At 71.3% G+C, this 21,282-nt stretch carries 18 protein-coding genes; 11 read left to right on the forward strand and 7 right to left on the reverse strand.

Annotated features, from left to right (window positions below):
- Positions 1 to 49: 49 nt before the first annotated feature.
- On the reverse strand, positions 50 to 3,088 hold the full coding sequence (locus tag AC5L38_RS05305) for an AfsR/SARP family transcriptional regulator (RefSeq protein WP_495241625.1): 3,039 nt from the start codon (positions 3,086 to 3,088) through the stop codon (positions 50 to 52).
- Positions 3,089 to 3,178: 90 nt separating this feature from the next.
- Positions 3,179 to 3,598, reverse strand: a complete 420-nt coding sequence (locus tag AC5L38_RS05310; protein WP_495241626.1) for a helix-turn-helix transcriptional regulator — start codon at positions 3,596 to 3,598, stop codon at positions 3,179 to 3,181.
- A gap of 1,632 nt (positions 3,599 to 5,230) precedes the next feature.
- Here AC5L38_RS05310 and AC5L38_RS05315 point away from each other — a divergent pair.
- The 4 genes from AC5L38_RS05315 (at position 5,231) to AC5L38_RS05330 (ending at position 9,846) form a co-directional block, all read left to right on the forward strand.
- Complete coding sequence (locus tag AC5L38_RS05315; protein WP_495242070.1) at positions 5,231 to 6,505, forward strand: helix-turn-helix domain-containing protein; 1,275 nt, start codon at positions 5,231 to 5,233, stop codon at positions 6,503 to 6,505.
- Positions 6,506 to 6,594: 89 nt separating this feature from the next.
- Positions 6,595 to 7,215 (forward strand): copper resistance CopC family protein, encoded by a 621-nt coding sequence (locus tag AC5L38_RS05320; protein WP_495241627.1) that lies wholly within the window; start codon positions 6,595 to 6,597, stop codon positions 7,213 to 7,215.
- Positions 7,212 to 9,254, forward strand: a complete 2,043-nt coding sequence (locus tag AC5L38_RS05325; protein WP_495241628.1) for a bifunctional copper resistance protein CopD/cytochrome c oxidase assembly protein — start codon at positions 7,212 to 7,214, stop codon at positions 9,252 to 9,254. The genes AC5L38_RS05320 and AC5L38_RS05325 overlap by 4 nt, the downstream gene beginning before the upstream one ends.
- A gap of 178 nt (positions 9,255 to 9,432) precedes the next feature.
- Entirely contained in the window at positions 9,433 to 9,846 is a 414-nt protein-coding gene (locus AC5L38_RS05330) for a sensor histidine kinase (RefSeq protein WP_495241629.1), read from the forward strand.
- Positions 9,847 to 9,892: 46 nt separating this feature from the next.
- Here the strand turns inward: AC5L38_RS05330 and map are convergent, their stop codons facing one another.
- Positions 9,893 to 10,741 (reverse strand): type I methionyl aminopeptidase, encoded by an 849-nt coding sequence (gene map / locus AC5L38_RS05335; RefSeq protein WP_495241630.1) that lies wholly within the window; start codon positions 10,739 to 10,741, stop codon positions 9,893 to 9,895.
- Between the two features lie 44 nt (positions 10,742 to 10,785).
- On the opposite strand from map, the gene AC5L38_RS05340 reads away from it, so the two are divergent.
- Positions 10,786 to 10,968 carry a hypothetical protein gene (locus AC5L38_RS05340; RefSeq protein ID WP_344743302.1) on the forward strand — a complete coding sequence of 61 codons (183 nt, stop codon included), beginning with the start codon at positions 10,786 to 10,788 and terminating at the stop codon, positions 10,966 to 10,968.
- 15 nt (positions 10,969 to 10,983) lie between these two features.
- Here AC5L38_RS05340 and AC5L38_RS05345 read toward each other — a convergent pair whose 3' ends face one another.
- On the reverse strand, positions 10,984 to 11,643 hold the full coding sequence (locus AC5L38_RS05345; protein WP_495241631.1) for a cyclase family protein: 660 nt from the start codon (positions 11,641 to 11,643) through the stop codon (positions 10,984 to 10,986).
- The gene (locus AC5L38_RS05350) at positions 11,640 to 11,909 is read right to left on the reverse strand and encodes a CBU_0592 family membrane protein (protein WP_495241632.1); all 270 of its coding nucleotides are present in this window, start codon (positions 11,907 to 11,909) and stop codon (positions 11,640 to 11,642) included. Before AC5L38_RS05350 ends, AC5L38_RS05345 begins: the two co-directional genes overlap by 4 nt.
- 102 nt (positions 11,910 to 12,011) lie before the next feature.
- On the opposite strand from AC5L38_RS05350, the gene AC5L38_RS05355 reads away from it, so the two are divergent.
- On the forward strand, positions 12,012 to 12,962 hold the full coding sequence (locus AC5L38_RS05355; protein WP_495241633.1) for a LysR family transcriptional regulator: 951 nt from the start codon (positions 12,012 to 12,014) through the stop codon (positions 12,960 to 12,962).
- A gap of 117 nt (positions 12,963 to 13,079) precedes the next feature.
- Here AC5L38_RS05355 and AC5L38_RS05360 read toward each other — a convergent pair whose 3' ends face one another.
- Complete coding sequence (locus tag AC5L38_RS05360) at positions 13,080 to 13,658, reverse strand: hypothetical protein (protein WP_495241634.1); 579 nt, start codon at positions 13,656 to 13,658, stop codon at positions 13,080 to 13,082.
- Between the two features lie 122 nt (positions 13,659 to 13,780).
- On the opposite strand from AC5L38_RS05360, the gene npdG reads away from it, so the two are divergent.
- The 3 genes from npdG (at position 13,781) to AC5L38_RS05375 (ending at position 16,782) form a co-directional block, all read left to right on the forward strand.
- Positions 13,781 to 14,446 (forward strand): NADPH-dependent F420 reductase, encoded by a 666-nt coding sequence (gene npdG, locus AC5L38_RS05365; RefSeq protein WP_495241635.1) that lies wholly within the window; start codon positions 13,781 to 13,783, stop codon positions 14,444 to 14,446.
- Positions 14,447 to 14,597: 151 nt separating this feature from the next.
- Positions 14,598 to 15,770, forward strand: a complete 1,173-nt coding sequence (locus tag AC5L38_RS05370) for a trans-sulfuration enzyme family protein (protein ID WP_495241636.1) — start codon at positions 14,598 to 14,600, stop codon at positions 15,768 to 15,770.
- Positions 15,771 to 15,870: 100 nt separating this feature from the next.
- A complete protein-coding gene (locus tag AC5L38_RS05375) occupies positions 15,871 to 16,782 on the forward strand; it encodes a threonine/serine dehydratase (RefSeq protein WP_495241637.1) in 912 nt (303 codons plus the stop codon).
- Positions 16,783 to 16,881: 99 nt separating this feature from the next.
- Here the strand turns inward: AC5L38_RS05375 and panB are convergent, their stop codons facing one another.
- On the reverse strand, positions 16,882 to 17,727 hold the full coding sequence (gene panB, locus AC5L38_RS05380; protein WP_350970736.1) for a 3-methyl-2-oxobutanoate hydroxymethyltransferase: 846 nt from the start codon (positions 17,725 to 17,727) through the stop codon (positions 16,882 to 16,884).
- 408 nt (positions 17,728 to 18,135) lie between these two features.
- Between panB and AC5L38_RS05385 the strand changes: the two genes are divergently transcribed.
- Positions 18,136 to 19,296, forward strand: a complete 1,161-nt coding sequence (locus tag AC5L38_RS05385) for an MFS transporter (protein ID WP_495241638.1) — start codon at positions 18,136 to 18,138, stop codon at positions 19,294 to 19,296.
- Positions 19,297 to 19,713: 417 nt separating this feature from the next.
- A complete protein-coding gene (locus AC5L38_RS05390) occupies positions 19,714 to 21,276 on the forward strand; it encodes an MFS transporter (RefSeq protein ID WP_495241639.1) in 1,563 nt (520 codons plus the stop codon).
- The last annotated feature ends 6 nt before the right edge of the window (positions 21,277 to 21,282 follow it).

Genomic DNA, 21,282 nt, shown 5'->3' on the forward strand with positions numbered 1-21,282 from the left:
GCCCGGTGTCCCGGTGCCGGTGTGTCCGGTCGTGTGCGCGAGCCGCCCCTCAGAGAACCATCGTCCGGCTCGGGGGCGTGACGGGCTTCCCGCCGGAGGCCAGCACGAGCGCCTCCTCGATCGCCGCCTGCTCCTCCACCTCCTTGTTCCCGACCTCCCTGGCCAGCACGATGGAGCGCGCCAGGTGGGCCGAGGCGTGTTCCGTATCGCCGAGGAGCCGGTAGGAGCGGCCCAGGTCGAGCAGCAGGTACGGTTCGGCGATGCTCAGCCGCTCGGCGCGCGCGCAGTCCAGAGCGATCTCGAAGGAGGCCTTGGCCGACACGGCGTCCCCCATGGCGAGATGGGTGGTGCCGATCCTGCTGTGCACGGACGCCTCCTGGTAGCGGTTGCCCTCCTTCTGGCACATGGTCAGGGCCTCGTTCAGCACCTCCAGCGCCTGCTCGAACCGGCGCAGGCCGCTGTACCCCGCCCCGAGCATGGTGAGCGCGTAGGACTGGCCCGATCTGTACCCGATCGCGTTCGCGATCTCCTGCTGTTTCCGGGCACAGTCGACGGTCTCCTCGTAGCGGTCGAGTTCGAGGTAGTTCATGGCGAGACTGCCCAGCGCCTTCTGCTCCCCGTGCGCGTCGGAGAGCCGGCGGCACAGGTCCAGCTGACGCCGGAAGTGGGGTACGGCCTCCGCCGGGCGGTTGGCGATGTTCAGCGCGACACCGGCGAAGCAGTGCGCGTGCGACTCGATGCTGTGGTCGTTCAGCCGCCGGCCGATCGCGAGAGGCTGCGGGCTGATCGCGAGGAGCTGGTCGCGAAGCCCGGCGTGCTGGAGGTGCCAGAACAGCGCGAAGACCAGGGCGACGCCGAGCCGGGCGGTCCGCTCCCGGGTGGCGGACATCGCCTGGAGGGCCGCGGACAGGAGGTTGGCCTGCTCCCGGCGCAGCCAGTCGCGGGCCTCGTCGTACGAGGTCAGTGAGAGCGGCGCGGCGTCGAGGTCGACGTCCACCAGGACCGGGTGGGGATAGCGGCCCAGCTCTATGGCCAGGCGGGTGGTCCCGATGTACGAGCTCAGCGCCCGGTCCAGCGTGGCGTCGCGGTCGGTCTCCGTGTCCTCGCTCGCGGCCTGCTCCTTGGCGAAGAGCCGCACCAGGTCGTGCAGCCGGTATCTTCCCGGCTCGTCCATCTCCGCGAGGTGCGCGTCGACCAGCCGTTCCATCGCCTGCTCCGCCGTCTCCGCGGGGACGTCCAGCAGGGCGCCGACGATGTGCGCGGTGACGTCGTCCGTCTGCAGCACGCCGAGCGCGCGCAGCGCGCGGGCGGCCGTCCGGTCGGGGAGGTGGTCGCTGCCGGCGAGCATGTCGTAGCTGACCGCCAGGCTGGAGCGCACCGCGAGGTCGCCCGCCGCCAGTTCCCTCAACCGCCCGCGCTCGTCGTCCAGCCGGCTCACCAGGTCGTTCACGTTCCAGCGCGGCCGGTTCGCCAGCCGGGCCCCCGCGATGCCGACGGCCAGCGGCAGCCCTCCGCAGAGATCGATCAGGCGCCTCGTGGCCCGGGTGTCCTGGGCCACCCGCTCGGCCCCGATCAGCTTGGCGAGCATCGCGGAGGACTCGGTCGGCCGCATCCCGGAGATCGGCACGCGGGCACAGTCGTCGAGCAGGGTGAAGCTCTCCCGGCTGGTCGCCAGGATCGCGTTGCCCATCGGCACCGACAGCAGCGGACGGATCTGGGCCAGGTCGGCGGCGTCGTCCAGCACGACGAGCATCTCGCGGCCGTCGAGCTCGCCGCGCCACAGGGCGGCGGCCTCGTCGACGTCGGTGGGGACGGCCTGCGGGGGCGTGCCGAGGTCGCGCAGGAACCTGCCGAGCACCTCGACCGGTTCGAGCCGCTTCATGCCCGGTGTCGCCCCGCGCAGGTTCACGTACAGCTGCCCGTCGGGAAAACGGTCGCGGACCATGTGCGCGATCCGGACGGCCAGGGTCGACTTACCCGATCCGGGCGCTCCGGTGATCGCGACGACGTGGTGCGGCGGGCCCCCGTCCCAGGGGGAGAGCAGCCCTCTCAGCCGGACGAGCTCGCCCGTACGTCCGACGAAGCCGACGGGATCACGCGGCAACTGGCGGGCCATCTTCGTTCTCGGGGCCGTGCGACGCCGCGAGCTCGCGGGTTTCCGCTCGTCCGTGTCCGGGGCCGTGTCCGGGTTCGGGTGATTTTCCGAGTCCTGGGGGTTCGCCGGGGTCCCGGAGCTCCCGAGGGGCTCGGGGGCGGCGGGAGCCGTCGAGGGCAGGTCGAGCAGCGGGTCGGCGCGCAGGATCAGCTCGTGGCACCTGCGGAGGCTCTCGTGCGGCTGGAGGCCGAACTCCTCCGTGAGCAGGCGCCGGGTCTCCTGATAGACCCCCAGGGCCTCCACCTGCCGGCCGCAGCGGTAGAGCGCGATCATGTACAGCTCGCGGAGCCGTTCACGCAGCGGGTGTTCCGAGGTCAGGAGCACCAGCCGGGCGGCGGCCTCCTGGGGGCGCCCGAGCAGGAGCAGCAGGTCCGTGTGCAGCTCCAGCGCGGTCAGGCGCAGCTCGCTCAGCCTGTTTCGCTCGAACTCGGCGAACGGCCCGGGAATGCCGCTCAGGCAGGTGCCTCGCCACAGTCCCACGGCCCTGTTCAGGAAACGCAGGGCCTTCTCGTACGCGTTGTCCGCGTGCGCCCTGCGCGCCAGGCCGAGACACTCCTCGAACACCAGGGCGTCGACCTGCTCGGGGGGCAGCCGCAAGGAGTATCCGCCCGACACGGAGGCCAGCACCCCTGAGGGCCTGCGCGGATCCCGGTCGGGGTCGAGGGTCCTGCGCAGCCCGGAGACGTAGGTGTAGACGCTCTGTTCCGCCGTCTTCGGCGGGCGCTCCCCCCACACCCCGTCGATCAGCTTCTCCTTGGTGACGACCTGTCCGGCATTGATCGCCAGGACGCAGAGGACGGCCTGCCGCCTGGGCTCCCCCAGGTCGAACCTCTGCGATCCCCTCCGGCCGGTCACGGGGCCCAGAATGTCAATGCCGAGCCTCCCCGCCGGGAGATCCTCTTCGACGGGGGCGGTGGCGTGTGTCTCGTCCATCAGACCTCCACGCGGTCGGGCATGGCGCGGCGAAGCCGTGGAGAAGACACTATCCGACGAGTTTGTGACGCAAGATTCTCCGCGAATCACCTAGACGATTCCCGCCTTGGCGATACGGACTCCCGTCTGGAGTCTGCTGTGCGTCCCGAGCCGTTCCATCGCGTTGGCCATGTGGCGGCGCACGGTGCGGGAGGTCAGCCCGAGCCGGCGGCCGATCATCTCGTCCGTCATGCCCTCCGCGGCCATTCTGAGAATGGTCCTCTCCTGCTCCGTCACCGAGAACGACGCCTTCCACCCGCGGGGCCGCGACTCGGCGCGTGCCCAGACGTGCTCGAACAGCTCTCCCAGCAACGAGACCAGCACGGGGGCGCGCACCATGGTCATCCGGGACGCGTGGCCCGTCATGGCGATGCGGCCGTCGATCACCAGGAACCTCTCGGAGATCAGCGGGTCGACCCTCAACTCCACGGACGCGGGGAGAGCGGCCGTCTCGTACGGCGAATCGACCACGATCCTCGTCCGCACCTCCGGCGGGACGACGGCAGGGGCAAAAATCCGGAGGAACGCGGTGTTTTTCCCTGGTTCAGGAAGAAACATGTCTATCGTCCGCTCGGCGGACGAGCAGAGGGTCTCGGCGTCGTGGCGGACCCGGGACCGCTCTCCCGCGGAGGGGGAGGCCGGCAGGGAGTGGGTCATGTGCCCCCCGCGAGCCGTGCCGGACCGAACGCGCTCCCGGCGGGCGTCGCCGACGACCCGCGCCACGATGAGCCTCCGATGCGCCCTGCGCCGGAAAGGAGGTATTTTGCGCTGGAAAGGAGATGTCCTGCGCCAGGAGGTAGGTGTTCTGCGCCGAACGGGAGGCGTTCCGCGCCGGGGAAGGGGTTGAGAGCCGCGCGGGCGGGTGGTCGGTCGTCACCGTCGTGCGCGCGTGAGGGGGAGTCGCCCATCGATGTCGGTCCCTCCGTCATGTCATCCGGGCCGGTGGCGGCGGGGAGACGCTCGGAAGACGCCTTCTCGTGTCGGGCCCGGAGAAACGGACCCCCGTCACCGGTCTTCACCGGAGCTTTCCGGAATTCTCACCGCTCACTGTCGCAGGTGAGCCTAGAGATCATCTAGAGACGCCCGTCGGGGTCCGGGTGCGGGAGCGTGCGCCGGGGGCCGAAATCCGGCCGAAGGGCGGGGTGGCCGAGGGTGTGCGGGCGAATCGCATTCGTGGTTTTCCCGGGGCGGATCGCGTTTCTCGCTCCCGGAGGGTGGGCCGCATTCCCGGTTTTCAGCGGACCGGTGTGGCCGAATGCTTTCTTTGTGTCCACGACAAATCAGCCGTCTGCCTTTCGGAAGTCCGGCTGACCGCTTTAGGACATTGACTTGATGGTGGATTATTTCAATATATTTTTAGAGTAATGACTGGTTCTAAAGGAGGGGTGGCCGGTGACGCGGAGCCCGTTCGCCGACCGGCCTGCGGACCGGTCGGCGATGGGGAACGGGCGGAACGACATGACACCGACGAGATGGGCCGGGGGGCCGTCACCGGCATCCCCGGTCCGGGCCGTGTGGCCCGCGAGCCGTAACCTGCGATGAAGTCGTACGTATGTGACACGAATCATACACATGTGTTCTTCTGTCCGGGATCCCCGTGAAGAGAAACGATCTTCGTGGAGGGGTTCGGATCCCGGCTCGGCCGCGATCGGTGGCGCCGATTCGAGGGGCGCGGACGCCCCGGGTTCTCGGCGGGTGCCGTTATCGCTGCAGTGTGCGTGGCTGGTGCCCGCACACTCACGCCGGTGCGAGGCACCGGTTCCGCCGGGTGGAGCGGCTCGCTGGCTGGAAGCTCTCCACTGAGGGGCGGGGCTCTTTTCGTTCCTTGTCCTTCGGACGGGCTGAGCCTTCGCTCAGTCCCCGTACTCCCAGCCCAGGTTGGCCTGAGCGCTGGTCATCTGCGAAGAATACTTACCGGTGTCCTTCGAGGGGGCAGACGAATCAGCACTCACGGTCGTAGCATTGCCAGTGGCGGCAAAAGTGGCCGTAAAAAGCAGGGCGAGGGCAGACAAGGCAAGACGTCGGCGCACGGGGAGACTCCTGTCGTAGGTTCTGCTGCTCAAATGATATCTTTCAAGGGGTAACGTGACTGGTCAAGACTTGGTGGGGCAGCGCATCAAAACCGTCCGTCGGCAACGTGGTCTTTCTCAGGCGCAGCTCGCTCATCCAGAACTTTCGGACAGTTACGTCTCTCTGATCGAGAGTGGCAAGCGTACTCCGACGCCCGCGGTGCTGGAGCTTCTCGCCGAAAAACTCGACTGTTCCCTGACCTATCTGATCAACGGCGTCACGGCCGAGCAGATGCAGGAGATCGAGCTCGCGCTCGGCTACGCGCAGATGGCCCTGGACAACGGTGAGGTCGTCGAGGCCCGCACCCGCTACGCCGAGCTTCTAGCCGACAACGGCCTGGCGGGCCTGCCCCAGCTGCGGCAGGACACCGAGTACGGCCTGGCCCTCGCGACCGAGGCCTGCGGCGACCTGGACCAGGCGATCGCCCTCTTCAGCGGGCTGCACGAGGGCGACGCGGCGACCATGAACCCCGAGCGTCACATCGCGGTCGCCGTCGCGCTCTCGCGCTGCTACCGCGAGGCCGGGGACCTGACCCGGGCGATGCAGGTCCCCGAGAAGATCCTCACCGGCGCGGTCCAGCCCGTCTGGACCGACGGCCTCATGAGGCTGGGCGGCCAGCTCTTCGCCGCGTACGTCGACCGCGGCGACCTGCTCAGGGCGCGCCAGTTCTCCGCCGAGCTCCTCGCCGCCGCCGAGCTTCTCGCCACCCCGCTGGCGCTCACCCTGGCGCACTGGAACGCCGCGATCGCCGCCATCGAGACCGGTCACGCGGAGGAGGCGGTCACGCACGCCGAGCGCGCCCTGGCCATCCAGTCCGAGTACGGCGACCCGCGCCGGCTGGCCCGCCTGCGCAACGACTACGCCCAGGTCCTGCTGATCGCCCGGCCCATGGAGGCCGAGGCCTGGCGCGACGTACTGCTCAAGGTCGAGAAGGAGCTGGCGGAGAGCTCCGCCAGCTCGATCACCAAGATGCGCTGCGCGATGAACCTCGTCCGGGTGGAGCTGCTGCTCGCCAGGCCCGACCGGGCCGAGGAGCACATGCGCTTCGTCTGCGACCTGCTCGACGGCATGCCCAAGGCCCTTCAGGCCGAGGCCCGCCTGCTGCACGGCGAGACCCTCGCCGCGCTGGGCATGCAGGCGGACGCCTCGCGGGAGCTGTCCGCCGGGGCCGAATGCCTGGAGCAGGCGCCGGAGACCCGCTTCACCGCCCACGCCTGGCTGACCGCGGCCCGGGTCCTGGAGCGGATCGACGAGCCGGACCGCAGCGTCGACGCCTACAAGCGGGCGATGGCCTGCGTCGGGCTGTAGATCGGGATGGCGAGGGCGACCCGCGCGAGACCGTAGATCGGACAGGGGGGTCGAGACCGCGTGGTCACGTCGGTAGCCTTGTGGTTGCCATGAAGACTTCCCCTGTCGCGGTCGCCCTCGCGCTTCTCGTCGCCCTCGTCCTCGGTACGGCATTCGCCTCGCCCGCCCTCGCGCATGACCGGCTCAAGAGCAGCAACCCGGCCAAGGGCGCGAAGGTCGAGACCCTGGAGGAGGTGAAGCTGACGTTCAGCGCCACGGTGCGCTTCCCGAAGGTCGTCGTCCACTCCGGTGACGAGTCCTTCGAGGACGGCAAGGCCGCCATCGACGGCCCCGTGGTGACCCAGAAGGTCAAGGGAGGCCTTCCTCCCGGCAGTTACGTCATCGCTTACCGCGTGGTGTCCTCCGACGGCCACCCGATAGAGGGGGAGATCCCCTTCACCCTGCTCGGCTCCGCCGAGCCCTCCCCGTCCGAATCCTCGGCGTCCTCGTCTCCCCCCGCGTCCCCGGAGCCCGCCGCGAGCACGGCCACCGCCGAGGACCCCGCCGCGAGCACGCCGGTCGCCACGCTCAGCCCGGCCGCCGCGGCCGGGGCGTCCGGCGAGGACGGCTCCTCGGGAGGCGTGCCCGGCTGGATGTGGATCGTCGTCGGCGCCCTGACCGGCGTCGGCATCGGCCTGTTCTTCAGCATGCGCGGCAGGAAGCAGCCATGAGCAAGACCGCGCGGGCCGCGCAGGCGGCACAGGTCGAGGCGCCGAAGAACGGCCGGATCGCGAGGCTCGCCCTGGCCGGCACCGGGGCGGCCGTCGTCGCCCTGGTGGTCGCCATGATCGCCAGCGGTGCCGCGAGCCCGCGCATCATCCCCGGCCTGCCCGACCAGGGCGCGTTCACCCGCTGGGGACTTCCGCTGGCCAAGCTGGCGATGGACGCCGCGGGCGTGCTCACCGTCGGCACGCTCCTGGCCGCCGCGATCCTGCTCCCCAACGACAAGGGCCTGCTCGGCAAATCCGCCCTCGACTACGTCAAGGCCGCCTCCTGGACCGCCCTCGCCTGGGCCGGGGCCGCCGCCGCGACGATGGTGTTCAGCCTCTCGGAGGCGCTCGGGCTGCCGGTGGCCGAGGTGCTCGGCGGCGACGAGCTCACCAGCTTCGCCAGCCAGGTCTCCCAGGGCATCTCGCTGACCCTGGTCATCCTGTTCTCGGTCGCGATCGCGCTCTTCGCCCGGGGAGCGATCACCGCCGGCGCGGCCGGCGGCCTGCTGGTCCTCGCCCTGGCCACCATGCTCCCGCCCGCGCTGACCGGCCACTCCTCCTCCTCGCCCAACCACGACCTGGCGACCACCGGCGTCGCCGTCCACCTGGTCGTCCTCGCCCTGTGGGTGGGCGGGCTCGGCGTGCTCTGCGCGCACGCGCTGCGCCGCCGGCCGCACCTGGAGATCGCCGCCGCCCGCTTCTCGGCCCTGGCGCTGTGGTGCTTCGTCGGTGTGGGGCTGTCCGGCCTCTTCAGCGTCGTGGCCAGGCTCAGCGCGCTCTCCGAGCTGTTCACCTCCGCCTACGGCCTGCTGCTGGTGGCCAAGACCGTCGCGTTCGCGCTGCTCGGCGCCGTCGGCTGGTGGCACCGCAGGCGGACCCTGCCGCTGCTCGCGGCGGGCGGGTCCGGGACGTTCGTCCGCTTCGCCGTCGGCGAGGTCGTCGTCATGTTCGCGGCCGTCGGGCTGGCCGTCGCGCTGTCGCGCACCGCGCCGCCCCCGGCGGTCCTGCCCGTCGACAGGGCCTTCGACGTGCTCGGCTACACCATGCCGCCGGAGATCTCGCTGGCCAACCTGGCCTCGCTGTGGTGGTTCGACCTGTTCTCCGGCACGCTCGTCGCCCTGCTGGCCGGCCTCTACCTCGCGGGTGTCGTACGGCTCGCCCGGCGCGGCGACTCCTGGTCCAAGGGCCGTACGGCGGCCTGGTTCACCGGCGTGCTGATCCTGCTGATCGCCACCCAGAGCGGTGTCGCCCGCTACGCCAAGGTGCTCTTCAGCGCGCACATGGCCGAGCACATGACGCTGTCGATGATGGTGCCGATCTTCCTCGTGCTCGGCGCGCCCGTCACCCTGGCGCTGCGCGCCCTGCGGCCCGCCGCCCGCAGGGGCGACCGGGGCCCCAGGGAGTGGCTGACGACGATCCTGCACAGCAGGTTCGTCCGCGTCATCGCCCATCCGGCGATCGCCACCGCGATCTTCATCGTCTCCACCTACGCGCTGTACTTCACGCCGCTGTTCGCCGCCGCGATGGAGGAGCACCTCGGCCACATCGTGATGACGGTGCACTTCCTGCTCAGCGGGTGCCTGTTCTTCTGGGTGATCATCGGTGTCGATCCCGCCCCCTACCGGCTGCCGCACGTGGCCCGGCTCATCCTGCTGTTCGTGACCATGCCGTTCCACGCGTTCTTCGGCATCGCGCTGATGAGCATGACCACCGTGCTGGCCTCCGACTGGTACGACCAGCTCGGCCGCACCTGGGGCGCGTCCGCGATCGAGGACCAGCAGACCGGCGGCGCCATCGCCTGGGGGTTCGGCGAGATCCCGACCCTCATCGTGCTCCTCGCGCTGGCCTTCCAGTGGTGGCGCCACGACGATCGCGGGGCCCGCCGCGCGGACCGCCGCGCCGACGCCGTCGCGGCCCGCGACGGGGGCAGCGGCGACGTCCAGCTCGACGCCTACAATGACTACCTGGCCAAACTCAACAGGCGAGACGGCGCGGAGTAGCCGGACAGCTACGCCCTTCTATCTTCGAGCCCCCTCACGGACACCTCCCGGTAGCCTGTATTTCAGGGGGCTCGTGCTCACCGCAGCGGGTGCAGCGCTTTTGACCGCGCGCCACGCCCAGTCACATATCCGGTCGGGGGGCCGGTGGCTGCAATGTGCATCAGGGAAGGTTGAGCCTGTGTCCGAAGAAGTGCGCGTACGCGAGGGCCGGAGCCGGAGCCTGGCCCAGGCGCTCGAAGAGCATCTCACCGAATGGGCCGAGCGCACCGGGGTCACCGTCGAGATCTGGGCGCTGCCCGTCCAGGACGTCACGTCCGTGATCGCCGGAGCCGTGTTGGCCGCGCTCGGGGAGGCGCTGGCCAACGTCGAGCGGCACAGCGGCGCCCGGGTCGTCTCCGTCGCCGTCACCTTCGGGAGGGGCGGCCTGCGCATGACGGTGAGTGACAACGGCATCGGCTTCTTCGGGGAGGCGAGGGGCCGGGGCGTCGCCGCCATGCGCGCCCACTTCGAACAGCTCGGCGGCACGATGAGCGTCAACGGCGTCCCCGGCGAGGGAACCACCGTCACCGGGGTGGTGCCCTGCCAGGACTAGCCGGGATCAGGGGCCCGCCGCCGGGATCTCCGCAGGTCGGCCGGGTTCAGGGAAGTGTCAGGATCTCGTGGCCGGTCTCGGTCACCAGGATGGTGTGCTCGAACTGGGCGGTCCGCATGCGGTCCTTGGTGACGGCGGTCCAGCCGTCGGACCAGATGTCGTAGTCGATGGTGCCGAGCGTCAGCATCGGCTCGATCGTGAACGTCATGCCCGGCTCCAGCGTGACCGCCAGTGACGGGTCGTCGTAGTGGGGGACGATCAGGCCCGAGTGGAACGTGGTGCCGATGCCGTGGCCGGTGAAGTCGCGGACCACGCCGTAGCCGAACCGCTTGGCGTAGGCCTCGATCACGCGGCCGGCCACGTTGAGCTGGCGGCCGGGGGCGATGGCCTTGATGGCCCGGTTGGTGGCCTCGCGGGTGCGCTCGACCAGCAGGCGCGACTCCTCGTCCACGTCGCCGACCAGGAAGGTCGCGTCGGTGTCGCCGTGCACGCCGCCGATGAAGGCGGTGATGTCGATGTTGACGATGTCGCCGTCGCGCAGCACGGTGTCGTCCGGGATGCCGTGGCAGATCACCTCGTTGATCGAGGTGCACAGCGACTTGGGGTATCCGCGGTAGCCGAGCGTGCTGGGATAGGCGCCGTGGTCGCAGAGGAACTCGTGGCCGATCCGGTCGAGCTCGTCGGTGGTGACGCCGGGGGTCGCGTGCCTGCCGACCTCTTCGAGCGCCTGGGCCGCCAGCCTGCCCGCGACCCGCATCCGTTCGATGATCTCGGGGGTCTTGACGTCGGCCTCCCCGGTCTTCGGGGACTTCTTCCCGACGTACTCCGGCCGCTGGATGTGAGAGGGCACCTTGCGGATGGGAGAGATCCGCCCGGGCTGGAGCAGTGTCGTCATGGTCCCCCAGTCTAGTTGTGCTTCTCACTGGGCAGTATTGCCGCATGAGTGATCAATGGTGGTTCTGCCTGACGCACATGGCCGTCGAACCCGACGACGGATGCCCGAACAAGGACCGGATGGGCCCGTACCCGACCCGCGAGGCGGCGTCGGCCGCGCTGAAGACCGCGGCCGACCGGAACGAGGAGTGGAGGAAGAACGACCGCGCCTGGGACGGGGACGACTGAGGTCACCGGCCGGCGCTAGCCGTCCACGACGGCGTACGCGCGGACGGGGAAGGTCCCCAGGCCGGCCAGCAGCGGTGGCGCGGCGTGGAGGCGGAACCCGCTGCCGGGCAGCGCGGCCAGCCCCGTCATGTGCTCCACGATCGGGATGCCCGCTCCGAGCAGCAGCGTGTGCGCGGGCCGCTCGCCGCGGGGCGGGGTGTCGTCGATGTTGAGGCTGTCGATGCCGACGAGCGCGGGCCCCCGCTCCGCGAGCCGGCGGGCCGCCTCCGGTTCGAGGTAGGGGTGGCCGTGGAAGTACGCCTCGGTGCCGAAGTGCCGGTCCCAGCCGGTGTGCAGGAGGACGGCCCTGCCGCGCACGTCCAGCCCGGCGAACCGGTCGAGCCCCACCGAGGGCGCCCCCTCGGCCCGTACGACCAGGCCGGGCAGGTCGGCGAGCGACTCCAGCGGCACCCCCGCCAGGTCGGGCCCCTGCGGGTAGCGGTGGTAGGGGGTGTCGAGGTAGGTGCCGGTGTTGGCGACCAGCTCGACGCTGCCGATGTGGAACTCCGTGCCCGGGGCGTAGACCTCCCGCGAGGCCTCCCGGCTCAGGTGCACGCCCAGGCGGGGGCCGGGGACGCCGGGGTAGGTGGTCATCCCCTCGGTGATGCGGTGGCTCAGCTCGACCAGCCGGGTCACGGGACGCTCACCCCCTTCCGCCTCGTGCGGGCCCCGGCCATCCTGCCGATCGCGACGAGGCCGATCACGCCCCAGACGACGTTGAGGATCGCCGAGGGCCAGGCCGCGAGGTAGGCCGTGTTGACCATCAGGGCGACCGCCCCGGCCAGGTTGATCACCTGGTAGGTCATGCCGTCGCCGGACAGCCTGGACATCGACACCATGGCGTACCCGTACAGCATGAGGGCGGCGCCGGCCCAGCCGAGCAGGTTGACGAAGAGGGACACCGGATCACGCGCCCGACGGGGAGAAGCTCATGCCCCACGATTTCCACTTCCCTCGCTGAAGGGCAAATAAAGTTTTCTTAATATCCACGTAAGCTGAGCTGCATGGATATCGATCCCCGGCGGCTTCGGGTGCTCCACGAGGTCGCCCGTCGCGGCGGTGTCATGCGCGCGGCGGAGGCGCTCCACCTGACGGCCTCGGCGGTCTCGCAGCAGCTCGCGCTCCTGGAGCGGGAGGTCGGGCTCTCCCTCATCGACAGGTCGCAGCGCCGGGTCGCCCTCACCCCCGCCGGCCGGGTCCTCGCCGGATACGCCGAGCGCGTCGAGGAGGAGCTGGGGGAGGCGAGGCGGGAGCTGATCCGCTTCACCGAGCGGCTGGCCGGGCCGGTGGCGATCGCCGCGTTCCCGACGGTCATCCGGCACCTGCTGGTGCCCGCGCTGGGCAGGCTGGCCGAGCGCCACCCCCAGATCACGCCGCGGATCCAGGAGCTGTACGGGGCGCCCGCGCTGCGGGAGCTGCGCCTCGGCGGGGTCGACCTCGCCCTCACCGAGACGGACGCCGACAAGACCGACAAGGCCGTCGCGGCGCAGCAGTCCATCGCCTCCCACCCCCTCTACGTGGACGAGTACCGGATCGTGGCCCCGCCGGGCTGGGCGGAGGTCCCGAGGGAGGTCGCGGACCTGGCGGGGGTGCCCTGGATCGCCGGGCCGTCCGACCAGGCCTGCGGCCACGCCCTGGAGCGGTTCGCCGCCCTGCACGGGTTCACCCCGCGCCGGGTGCACATGATCCAGGAGTTCCCGCCCACGCTCGCCCTGGTCGCGGCGGGGCACGGGGTGGCGATCGTGCCGTCGCTGGCCCTGCTCGACGTCCCGGAGGGCGAGGTCGTGGTCACCGGCATCACCAACGTGGGCGCCAGGAAGCTGGACGCGGTGACCCGCCTCAGCCGCACCCGCTCGGGTGAGCCCGACCCGGTGCAGGCCGTGGTCATCGCGGCGCTCAGGGAGGCGGCCGAGGAGCTGTCGGGACGGCTCGGAGCGCGCTGGAACGCCTCCTAGCCGCACCGGCCGGGTTGCCCGGCCCGCTTGCCGGGCCCGGTTGCCCGGCCGGGTCGGTGACCCGGCGGGGTCCGGTCGGCGGGTGGCCGCCGGGTGGCCGGTCGGCGGTCGGAGGGCCTAGTCGGCGACCTGCGGGCCGCTGATCCGCTCCAGGAGCCTGGCCAGGCGGTCACGCAGGCCGGGACGGCGGCCGACCTCGCCCGCGGCCATGCTCACCAGGTGCTGGGCGCCGTCGAAGGAGAACGGCGCCCGTTCGGGGACCGTCAGCGCGTCGTGGGCCAGGCCCTTCAGGTCCGGGTCGCCGCCGTCCAGGGCCAGGATCGTCGTGCCGGTCCTGCGGGCGTCGCTCACCCGTTCCAGCAGCGCCTCGGGGGCGCGGTCCTCGGCCACCACGAACAGCGTCTCGCCCCGCCGGGCCCGCTCGATCCGCTCCAGCCCCACCCGCAGGTGCGCGGGCGCCCCGGGGACGGGGGCCCAGCGGACCAGCGTCGGGGAGAGCTGGGGCATCCCGGAGAGCCTGGCCTCGTCGCTCAGGTGCGCGGTCAGGTGCCAGGGTTCCCCGCGGGGCGTGCCGACCAGCAGCAGCCCGCCGGGGGAGCGCGTCGCGCGAAGGGCGAGGCCCAGCTCGCGGGTCCGCTCCACCCAGCCGGTCGAGGCAAGGACCTCGCGCAGCAGCGTCACCGATCCAGCGTCCATCGCACCATCGTGCCCCAGACACCCCGCGCCGATCCGGGAAACGCTGCCCTGAGATGATCTGGACAGGCGATATGGTCGACGGAGTCCGGCCCTGAGCGACCGGGGACGATGAGGAGCGGCGAGTGAGCACTGACATTCCGGACGTGAGCAAGGTCTCGGTCGGGATCCTGGGCGGGACCGGCGACCAGGGCAAGGGCCTGGCCCGGCGGTTCGCCCTCGCCGGGCACACCGTGCTGATCGGCTCGCGGAGCGCGGAACGGGCTCAGGCGGCGGCGGAGAGCATCGGCGGATCGGTGCGCGGCGCCGACAACGCGACCGTGGCGGTCGAGGCCGACGTGGTGATCGTGGCCATTCCCTGGGACGGGCACCGCTCGACGCTGGAGTCCCTCCGCTCCGAGCTGGCCGGGAAGATCGTCGTCGACTGCGTCAACCCGCTCGGCTTCGACAAGCAGGGCGCCTACGCGCTCCCGGTCGAGGAGGGCAGCGCCGCCCAGCAGGCGGCCGCCGTCCTGCCCGACAGCCGGGTGGTCGCCGCCTTCCACCACGTCTCGGCCGTCCTGCTGCTGGATCCCGAGGTCGAGGAGATCACCCTGGACGTGCTCGTGGCGGGCGACGACCGCGAGGCCACCGACACCGTCCAGGCGCTGGCGGCCCGCATCCCCGGCGTGCGCGGCGTGTACGCGGGCCGCCTGCGCAACGCCCACCAGGTCGAGGCGCTGACCGCCAACCTCATCTCGATCAACCGCCGCTACAAGGCGCACGCGGGCCTGCGCATCACCGACATCTAGCGTCCGGCCGGGCGGGGCCCTCGTCCGCGACGGACGGGCCCCGTCGACGACGGCCTTCCGGTGGTCGTCTGAGTGGATTCGACTCTTGAAGCAGGCCAATCTTGCCTGATTGGATCTGACAAATAGCTCCTTAACCGGACATCCTTGTCATATGACTGATTTTCGTCCGGAGACCCGCACCGTCCACCTGCCCCAACCGCCTCTGAACGGCAGCCAGCCCATCACGGTGCCGCTCTACCAGACCTCCGGGTTCGTCTTCGACGACCCGGCCGTTTTCGCCGACGGGATGGGCCGCCCGGACGGGGCCTTCGTCTACGGGCGGCTGTCGAACCCGACGGTCCGCTCCCTCGAGGAGGCCGTCTCCGGGCTGGAGGGCGGCGTCGGCGCCGTGGCCACCGGCTCCGGGATGGGCGCCATCAACTCCGTGCTGCTCGGGCTGCTGGCGCCCGGCGACCACCTGATCGCGCAGAAGCCGCTCTACGGCGGCACCGCCTCGATGATCAACGACCTGGCGGGGCGGTTCCGGATCTCTGTCTCCTACGTCCCGGAGGACGACCCGGCGGCGCTGCGCGCGGCCGTACGGCCGGAGACGAAGCTCGTCTACCTGGAGACCATCGCCAACCCGGTGACCCAGGTCGCCGACCTGCCGGGCATGTGCGCCGCGGCCCGCGAGGCCGGGCTGGTCTCGGTGGTCGACAACACCTTCGCCTCCCCGATCCTGTGCAGGCCCATCGAGCACGGCGCCGACATCGTGGTGCACTCCACGACCAAGTACCTGAGCGGGCACACCGACGTGCTCGGCGGGATCGCCGTCTTCGCCTCCGACGAGCTGTACCGCAAGGTGTGGTCCTTCCACACCAAGCTGGGCGCCACCGCGGACCCGTTCGCCGCCTGGCTCACCCTGCGCGGCATCCAGACGCTGCCGCTGCGGATGGAGCGTCACTGCTCCAACACCCGCGAGCTGGCCACCCGCCTGGACGCCCACCCCGCGGTCTCCGTCGTGCACTGGCCCGGACTGCCCTCGCACCCCTCGTACGAGCTGGCGGCCAAGCTCCTGCCCGACTTCGGGGGGGTCTTCTCCTTCGACCTGACCGGCGGGCGGGAGGCGGGGGAGCGGTTCATGAGCTCGGTGAGGCTGGCCCTGCTGGCGCCGTCCCTCGGCGGCGTCGAGACGCTCATCCTGCACCCCGCGACCACCTCCCACCGCTCCCTGACGGCCGAGGAACTCGCCCGGCACGGGATCGGCGAGGGGACCGTGCGGGTGGCGGTCGGCATCGAGCACGTCGAGGACCTGTGGGCCGACTTCGAGCAGGCGCTCGCCTGACGCCGCCGGGAGCAGGGCCCGCCGTGTCTCCTACACTGCGGCGCGGGGCCGGACGGTCACTTCCGGCACTTCCGGATCACTTTCTGGGGAGGGGGCGCGCGTGAGCGTGTCGATCGAGGACGTGGAGCGGGCCGCCGAGCGCATCGCCGGGCATGTCCTGCGTACGCCGGTGGTCGAGGTGTCGCCGGGGCTGTTCCTGAAGCTGGAGGGGCTGCAGCACTCGGGGTCGTTCAAGGCGCGCGGGGGTTTCAACCGTGCCCTGACCTCGGAGGGGATCCCCGAGGCCGGGCTGATCGCGGCGAGCGGGGGCAACCACGGCCTGGCGGTGGCGTACGTGGCGCGCGGCCTCGGCGTCCGGGCGGAGATCTTCGTGCCGACGGTGGCCAGCCCGGTGAAGGTCGCCGGGCTGCGCGCGCTGGGCGCTCGGGTGACCCAGACCGGCGCCGTCTACGCCGACGCGTACGAGGCCTCGGTCAAGCGGGCGGCCGAGACCGGTGCCCTGGACATCCACGCCTACGACCAGGCCGAGGTGGTGGCGGGGCAGGGCACGGTCGGCCTGGAGGTCCTGGAGCAGACCGGGGGAGTCGACACGGTCGTCGTCGCGGTCGGCGGCGGCGGGCTCGTGGCCGGGATCACCGTCGCCCTCGGCGGCCGGGCACGCGTGGTCGCCGTCGAGCCCGAGCTCATCCCGACCCTGCACCGGGCCCTGGAGGCGGGCGGGCCGGTCGGCGTCGAGGTCTCGGGTGTGGGGTCCGACGCGCTGGGCGCCAGCCGGGCGGGCGAGCTCGCCTACGAGATCACGAGCGCGGCGGGGACAGAGAGCCTCTTGGTCTCCGACGAGGCCATCGTCGAGGCGCGGCGCGAGCTGTGGCGGGAGCACAGGGTCGCCGCCGAGCACGCGGGCGCCGCGGCGTACGCGGCCCTGCTGTCCGGCGTGTACACCCCGGCCCCCGGCGAGCGGGTGGCCGTCGTCGTGTGCGGCGCCAACACCGATCCCGCCACGCTCGTCTGACCTCTCGCACGGGCCGGAACCGGCTCGTACGGGCTCCTACCGGAGAAAAGCCGCCCCGGTGCCCCAGGTTCTCCTGGGGCACCGGGACGGCCCGGGGTCTCAGCGGTAGCTGTGCTCGGCGGTGGGGAAGGCGCCGGTCGACACCTCGTCGGCGAAGCTGCGTACGGCCCGGTCCATCTCGTGGGCCAGGTCGAAGTACTTCTTGACGAACTTGGCGGGGCTGGCGGTCAGGCCCATCAGGTCCTGCCAGACGAGGACCTGCGCGTCGGTGCCCGGCCCGGCGCCGATGCCGATGGTGGGGATCGACAGGGACGCGGTGACCCGCTCGGCCAGGTCGGTGGGGACGCATTCCAGGACCACCGAGAACGCGCCGGCGTACTCCAGGTCCTTGGCGTCGGCCATCAGCTCGTCGCCCGACTGGCCGCGGCCCTGCACGCGGTAGCCGCCGAGCGCGTTGACCGACTGGGGGGTCAGGCCCAGGTGGGCCATCACCGGGATGCCGGCCGAGACCAGGGCCTCGACCTGGGGGAGCACCCGCCGCCCGCCCTCGAGCTTGACCGCGTGGGCCCCGGCCTCCTTCATGAAGCGGGCGGCCGTCTCCAGGGCCTGCTGGGGAGAGGACTGGTAGGAACCGAACGGCAGGTCGGCCACGACCATCGCGCGGGAGGAGCCGCGGACCACGGCCGCCGTCAGGGGCATGAGATCGTCCACCGACACGGGCAGTGTCGAGTCGTACCCGTACACGACCATGGCGGCCGAGTCGCCGACGAGCAGCACGGGGATGCCGGCCTCGTCGAAGACCCTGGCGGTCATCGCGTCGTACGCGGTGACCATCGGCCACCGCTCGCCGCGCTCCTTGGCGGCGGCGACGTCGCGCACGGTGATCCTTCGTCCAGCCTGGCCGCCGTAGAGAGAGGTCGGCCGGTTGGTGACGGAAGAGGACATGGGACCTCCAGTGAAAGTCTCGAGGCGCCCCTGTGGCGTCCCCGGACGGTTTCGATGATTGCACGCGTACGACAGGTTCAACAGACCCGATCGGTGCGGTAATCCGATGGGTGGGTACGGGTGATATGCGACACATTCATCCTTTTTGGTCCGGCGCGTTCGTGTTCCCGGCCCGCCCCCGTGCGTACCCTCGGCCCGGTGACGGAGTGTGAGCGGGCGGTACGTCCGGCCGGCGGGCGGAGGGCGGGCGGAGGGCGGGCGGAGGGCGGACGGAGGGCGGACGGAGGGTGCCGCCTCGGCGCGGTAATCCGGTGGCGGAAGTGCTACGGGTGTACGGCACAATGCTCGCGGAGGTAAGTAATCACAATGGCTTTGGAACCTTACCGTCGCCTGCTCGCGATTCCGGGTGTGCGATCGTTGCTGCTGGTGGGGCTGGTCGCCCGCATTCCCTCGACCGCGATCGCCATCACGCTGACGATGCACGTCGTCGACCCCAGCGGCCTCGGACTCGGCTTCGCCGCGGCCGGCCTGGTGACGATGGCGAGCACGGTGGGGATGGCGGTCGGCTCGCCGCTGGCCGGAAGGTTCGTCGACAGCCACGGCCTGCGCCCGGTGCTGCTGGTCACCACGCTCGCCCAGGTAGCCTTCTGGTCCACCGCGTGGGCGATGCCGTTCCCCCTGCTGCTCGCGGCCTCGGTGCCCGCGGGCCTGCTCAGCCTCCCGGTGTTCAGCGTGATCAGGCAGTGCCTCACGGCGCTGGTCCCGGTCGACCAGCGCAGGATGGGCTTCTCCCTCGACTCCATGATCGTGGAACTCTCCTACATGGCCGGTCCCGCCCTGGCGGTCGCGGGGGTGACCCTCCTGGGCAGCGTGCCCACCATGGGCGTCGTCGCGACCGGCCTGGTCGCCTCGGGAGTGGCCCTGATCGTGCTGAACCCGCCCGTCCGCTCGGACGAGGAGCTCCAGGAGCCGGTGGTGAAGGTCCCCCGGCGCCGGTGGCTCACCCCGGGCATGCTCGGGCTGCTCGGCACGGTCGCCGCGGCGACCTTCGTGCTGGCCGCCACCGAGCTGTCCCTGGTGGCGACGATGACGCAGGACGGCGACACCGCGTGGGTCGGGCTGGCGATCGGCCTGTGGTGCGCCTACTCGCTGATGGGCGGCTTCGTGTATGGCATGCTGCCCCGGGGGGTGTCGCCGCTGATCCTGATCGGTGCCATGGGCGTGCTCACCATCCCCGTCGGGCTGGTCGGCGGCGACTGGCACTGGCTGATCCTGGCCCTGCTGCCGGCCGGGGTGCTGTGCGCCCCCGCGCTGTCCTCCACGATCGAGACCGTGACCCGCTGGGTGCCCGCGGGGGCCCGCGGGGAGGCGATGGGCCTGCACGGCACGGCGCTGCTGATCGGCGCCGGTTCCGCGGCGCCCATCGCGGGCGTGATCATCGACGGCCCCGGTCCGGGGTGGGCCTTCGCCGCCGCCGGACTGGTCGGTGTGGTGATGGTGCTGGTCGCCCTGCCGTTCTGGCGGCGTACCGCGGCCGCGGTCAAGGAGCCCGTCCCGGTGGCCGCCTGACCTCTGCCCCGCCTGGCCGTGCCCGGTCCGGGAGGCGCCCGATTCCGGGGGGCCGGTCCGGGCCGTGCCCGCTTCGGGAGCGCGCCCGGTTTCTGGGTGTCGGTCCGGGCCGTGCCCGCTTCAGGGCGCGCCCGGTTTCGGGCGTCGGGGTTCCGGCCATGCCCGCTTCAGGGCGCGCCCGGTTTCGGGCGTCGGGGTTCCGGCCATGCCCGCTTCGGGGCGTCGCCGGCCCGGTGATCCGGGCCGTACCCGATGTCAGCGCTTCCGACGGCCCCCGGCCTCGGCGCGTCACGCCGGAGGGGCGCAGGATGAAAGCGGGATATTTCATGATAAATACGAAACGATACAGTTGCGTATCGTAATGATCAGCGCTACGGTGGTGTTTCGAAACTTAAGCGTATCGAATACGGGGCCTTCGTGGAACAACAGCTCGGCCACCCCCGGCGGTGGCAGATCCTGGGAGTGCTGGTCTTCAGCCTCCTGGCGGTCGTGCTCGACAACACCATCCTCAACGTCGCACTGAAGACGATCGCGGACCCTGAGGTGGGCCTGGGGGCCACCCAGAGCCAGCTGGAATGGGCGATCAACTCCTACACGCTCGTGTTCGCGGGCCTGCTGTTCACCTTCGGGGTGATCGGTGACCGCACCGGGCGCAAGCGCATGCTCATGGTCGGCATGGTGCTCTTCGGCCTGGCCTCGCTGGCCAGCGCCTACGCCCAGGACCCCATGCAGCTGATCGTCGCCCGCGCGTTCATGGGCATCGGCGGCGCCGCGATCATGCCGGCCACGCTGGCGATCATCTCCAACGTCTTCCCCCCGCAGGAGCGCGGCAAGGCGATCGGCGTCTGGGCCGGCGGGGTGGGCCTGGCCGTGGCGATCGGCCCGATCACCGGCGGCCTGCTCATCGAGCACTTCTGGTGGGGCTCGGTCTTCCTGGTCAACCTGCCGATCGTGCTGGTCAGCATGGTGCTCATCAGCCTGGTCGTGCCCGAGTCGCGCGACCCCAAGCCCTCCAGGCTCGACCCGGTCGGCGTGATCCTCTCCATCGTCGGCCTCGTCGCCGTCACCTACGGCATCATCCGGGGCGGGGAGCTGGCCACGATCGCCAGCGCCGAGGTGCTCGTCCCGACCGTCCTCGGCGTCGTCGTGCTCGCCGCCTTCGTCTGGTACGAGCGCCGCATCGACCACCCGGCCTTCGACGTCACCTATTTCCGTGACCCGCGCTTCGCCACCGCGGTCGGCATGATCGGCATCGTGTTCTTCGCGATGATGGGCGCGATGTTCTTCCTGGTCTTCTACCTGCAGATCGTGCTGGGCTTCAGCGCGCTGCAGGCGGGCGCCCTGATGATCCCCTTCGCCGCCGCACAGCTGATCTTCGCGCCGCTGAGCCAGCAGATGGCCGCCCGCTTCGGCGGCAAGCTGAGCGCCACCGTCAGCATGGTCGTCGTGGCCGCCGCGCTGGCCTCCTACGCGCTGATGGACCACAACACCCCGATCATCCTGCTGGAGGTCGTGTTCTTCGTCCAGGGCGCGGCGATGGCCAACATCATGCCCCCGGCGACCACCGCGATCATGGAGGCGCTTCCCAGGGAGAAGGCCGGGGTCGGCTCGGCCATGAGCAACACCGTCCGCCAGGTGGCCGGCGCGCTCGGCGTCGCGCTTCTCGGCTCGCTGCTCTCGGCCACCTACCGCGACCAGATCGCCCCCACCCTGACAGGCCTGCCCGACCAGCTCAGGCACCTGGCGGGGGAGTCGCTGACCGGCACGCTGGGCGTGGCCCAGGGCCTCGGCGCCCAGGGCGCGGCGCTGATCGAACCGGCCAAGCACGCCTTCGTCGAGGGCATGCACGTCACCGCCCTCGTCTCCGCGGTCATCGCGCTGGTCGGAGCCCTGATGGTGTTCAGGTGGCTGCCCGGCAAGTCCTCCAAGGCCCCCGCCCTGGGGGAGATCACTCCTGACCAGGAACCGGCGGTAGTGTAGGAGCGC

The organism is Streptosporangium nanhuense (genome assembly GCF_059358815.1).

Coding starts and splice junctions, on each gene's coding strand:
- AC5L38_RS05305 (WP_495241625.1), bottom strand. CDS start 3,088: ATGGACGAGACACACGCCACCGCCCCCGTCGAAGAGGATCTCCCGGCG.
- AC5L38_RS05360 (WP_495241634.1), bottom strand. CDS start 13,658: ATGGACGCTGGATCGGTGACGCTGCTGCGCGAGGTCCTTGCCTCGACC.
- map (WP_495241630.1), bottom strand. CDS start 10,741: ATGACGACACTGCTCCAGCCCGGGCGGATCTCTCCCATCCGCAAGGTG.
- AC5L38_RS05355 (WP_495241633.1), top strand. CDS start 12,012: ATGGATATCGATCCCCGGCGGCTTCGGGTGCTCCACGAGGTCGCCCGT.
- AC5L38_RS05340 (WP_344743302.1), top strand. CDS start 10,786: ATGAGTGATCAATGGTGGTTCTGCCTGACGCACATGGCCGTCGAACCC.
- AC5L38_RS05370 (WP_495241636.1), top strand. CDS start 14,598: ATGACTGATTTTCGTCCGGAGACCCGCACCGTCCACCTGCCCCAACCG.
- panB (WP_350970736.1), bottom strand. CDS start 17,727: ATGTCCTCTTCCGTCACCAACCGGCCGACCTCTCTCTACGGCGGCCAG.
- AC5L38_RS05325 (WP_495241628.1), top strand. CDS start 7,212: ATGAGCAAGACCGCGCGGGCCGCGCAGGCGGCACAGGTCGAGGCGCCG.
- AC5L38_RS05320 (WP_495241627.1), top strand. CDS start 6,595: ATGAAGACTTCCCCTGTCGCGGTCGCCCTCGCGCTTCTCGTCGCCCTC.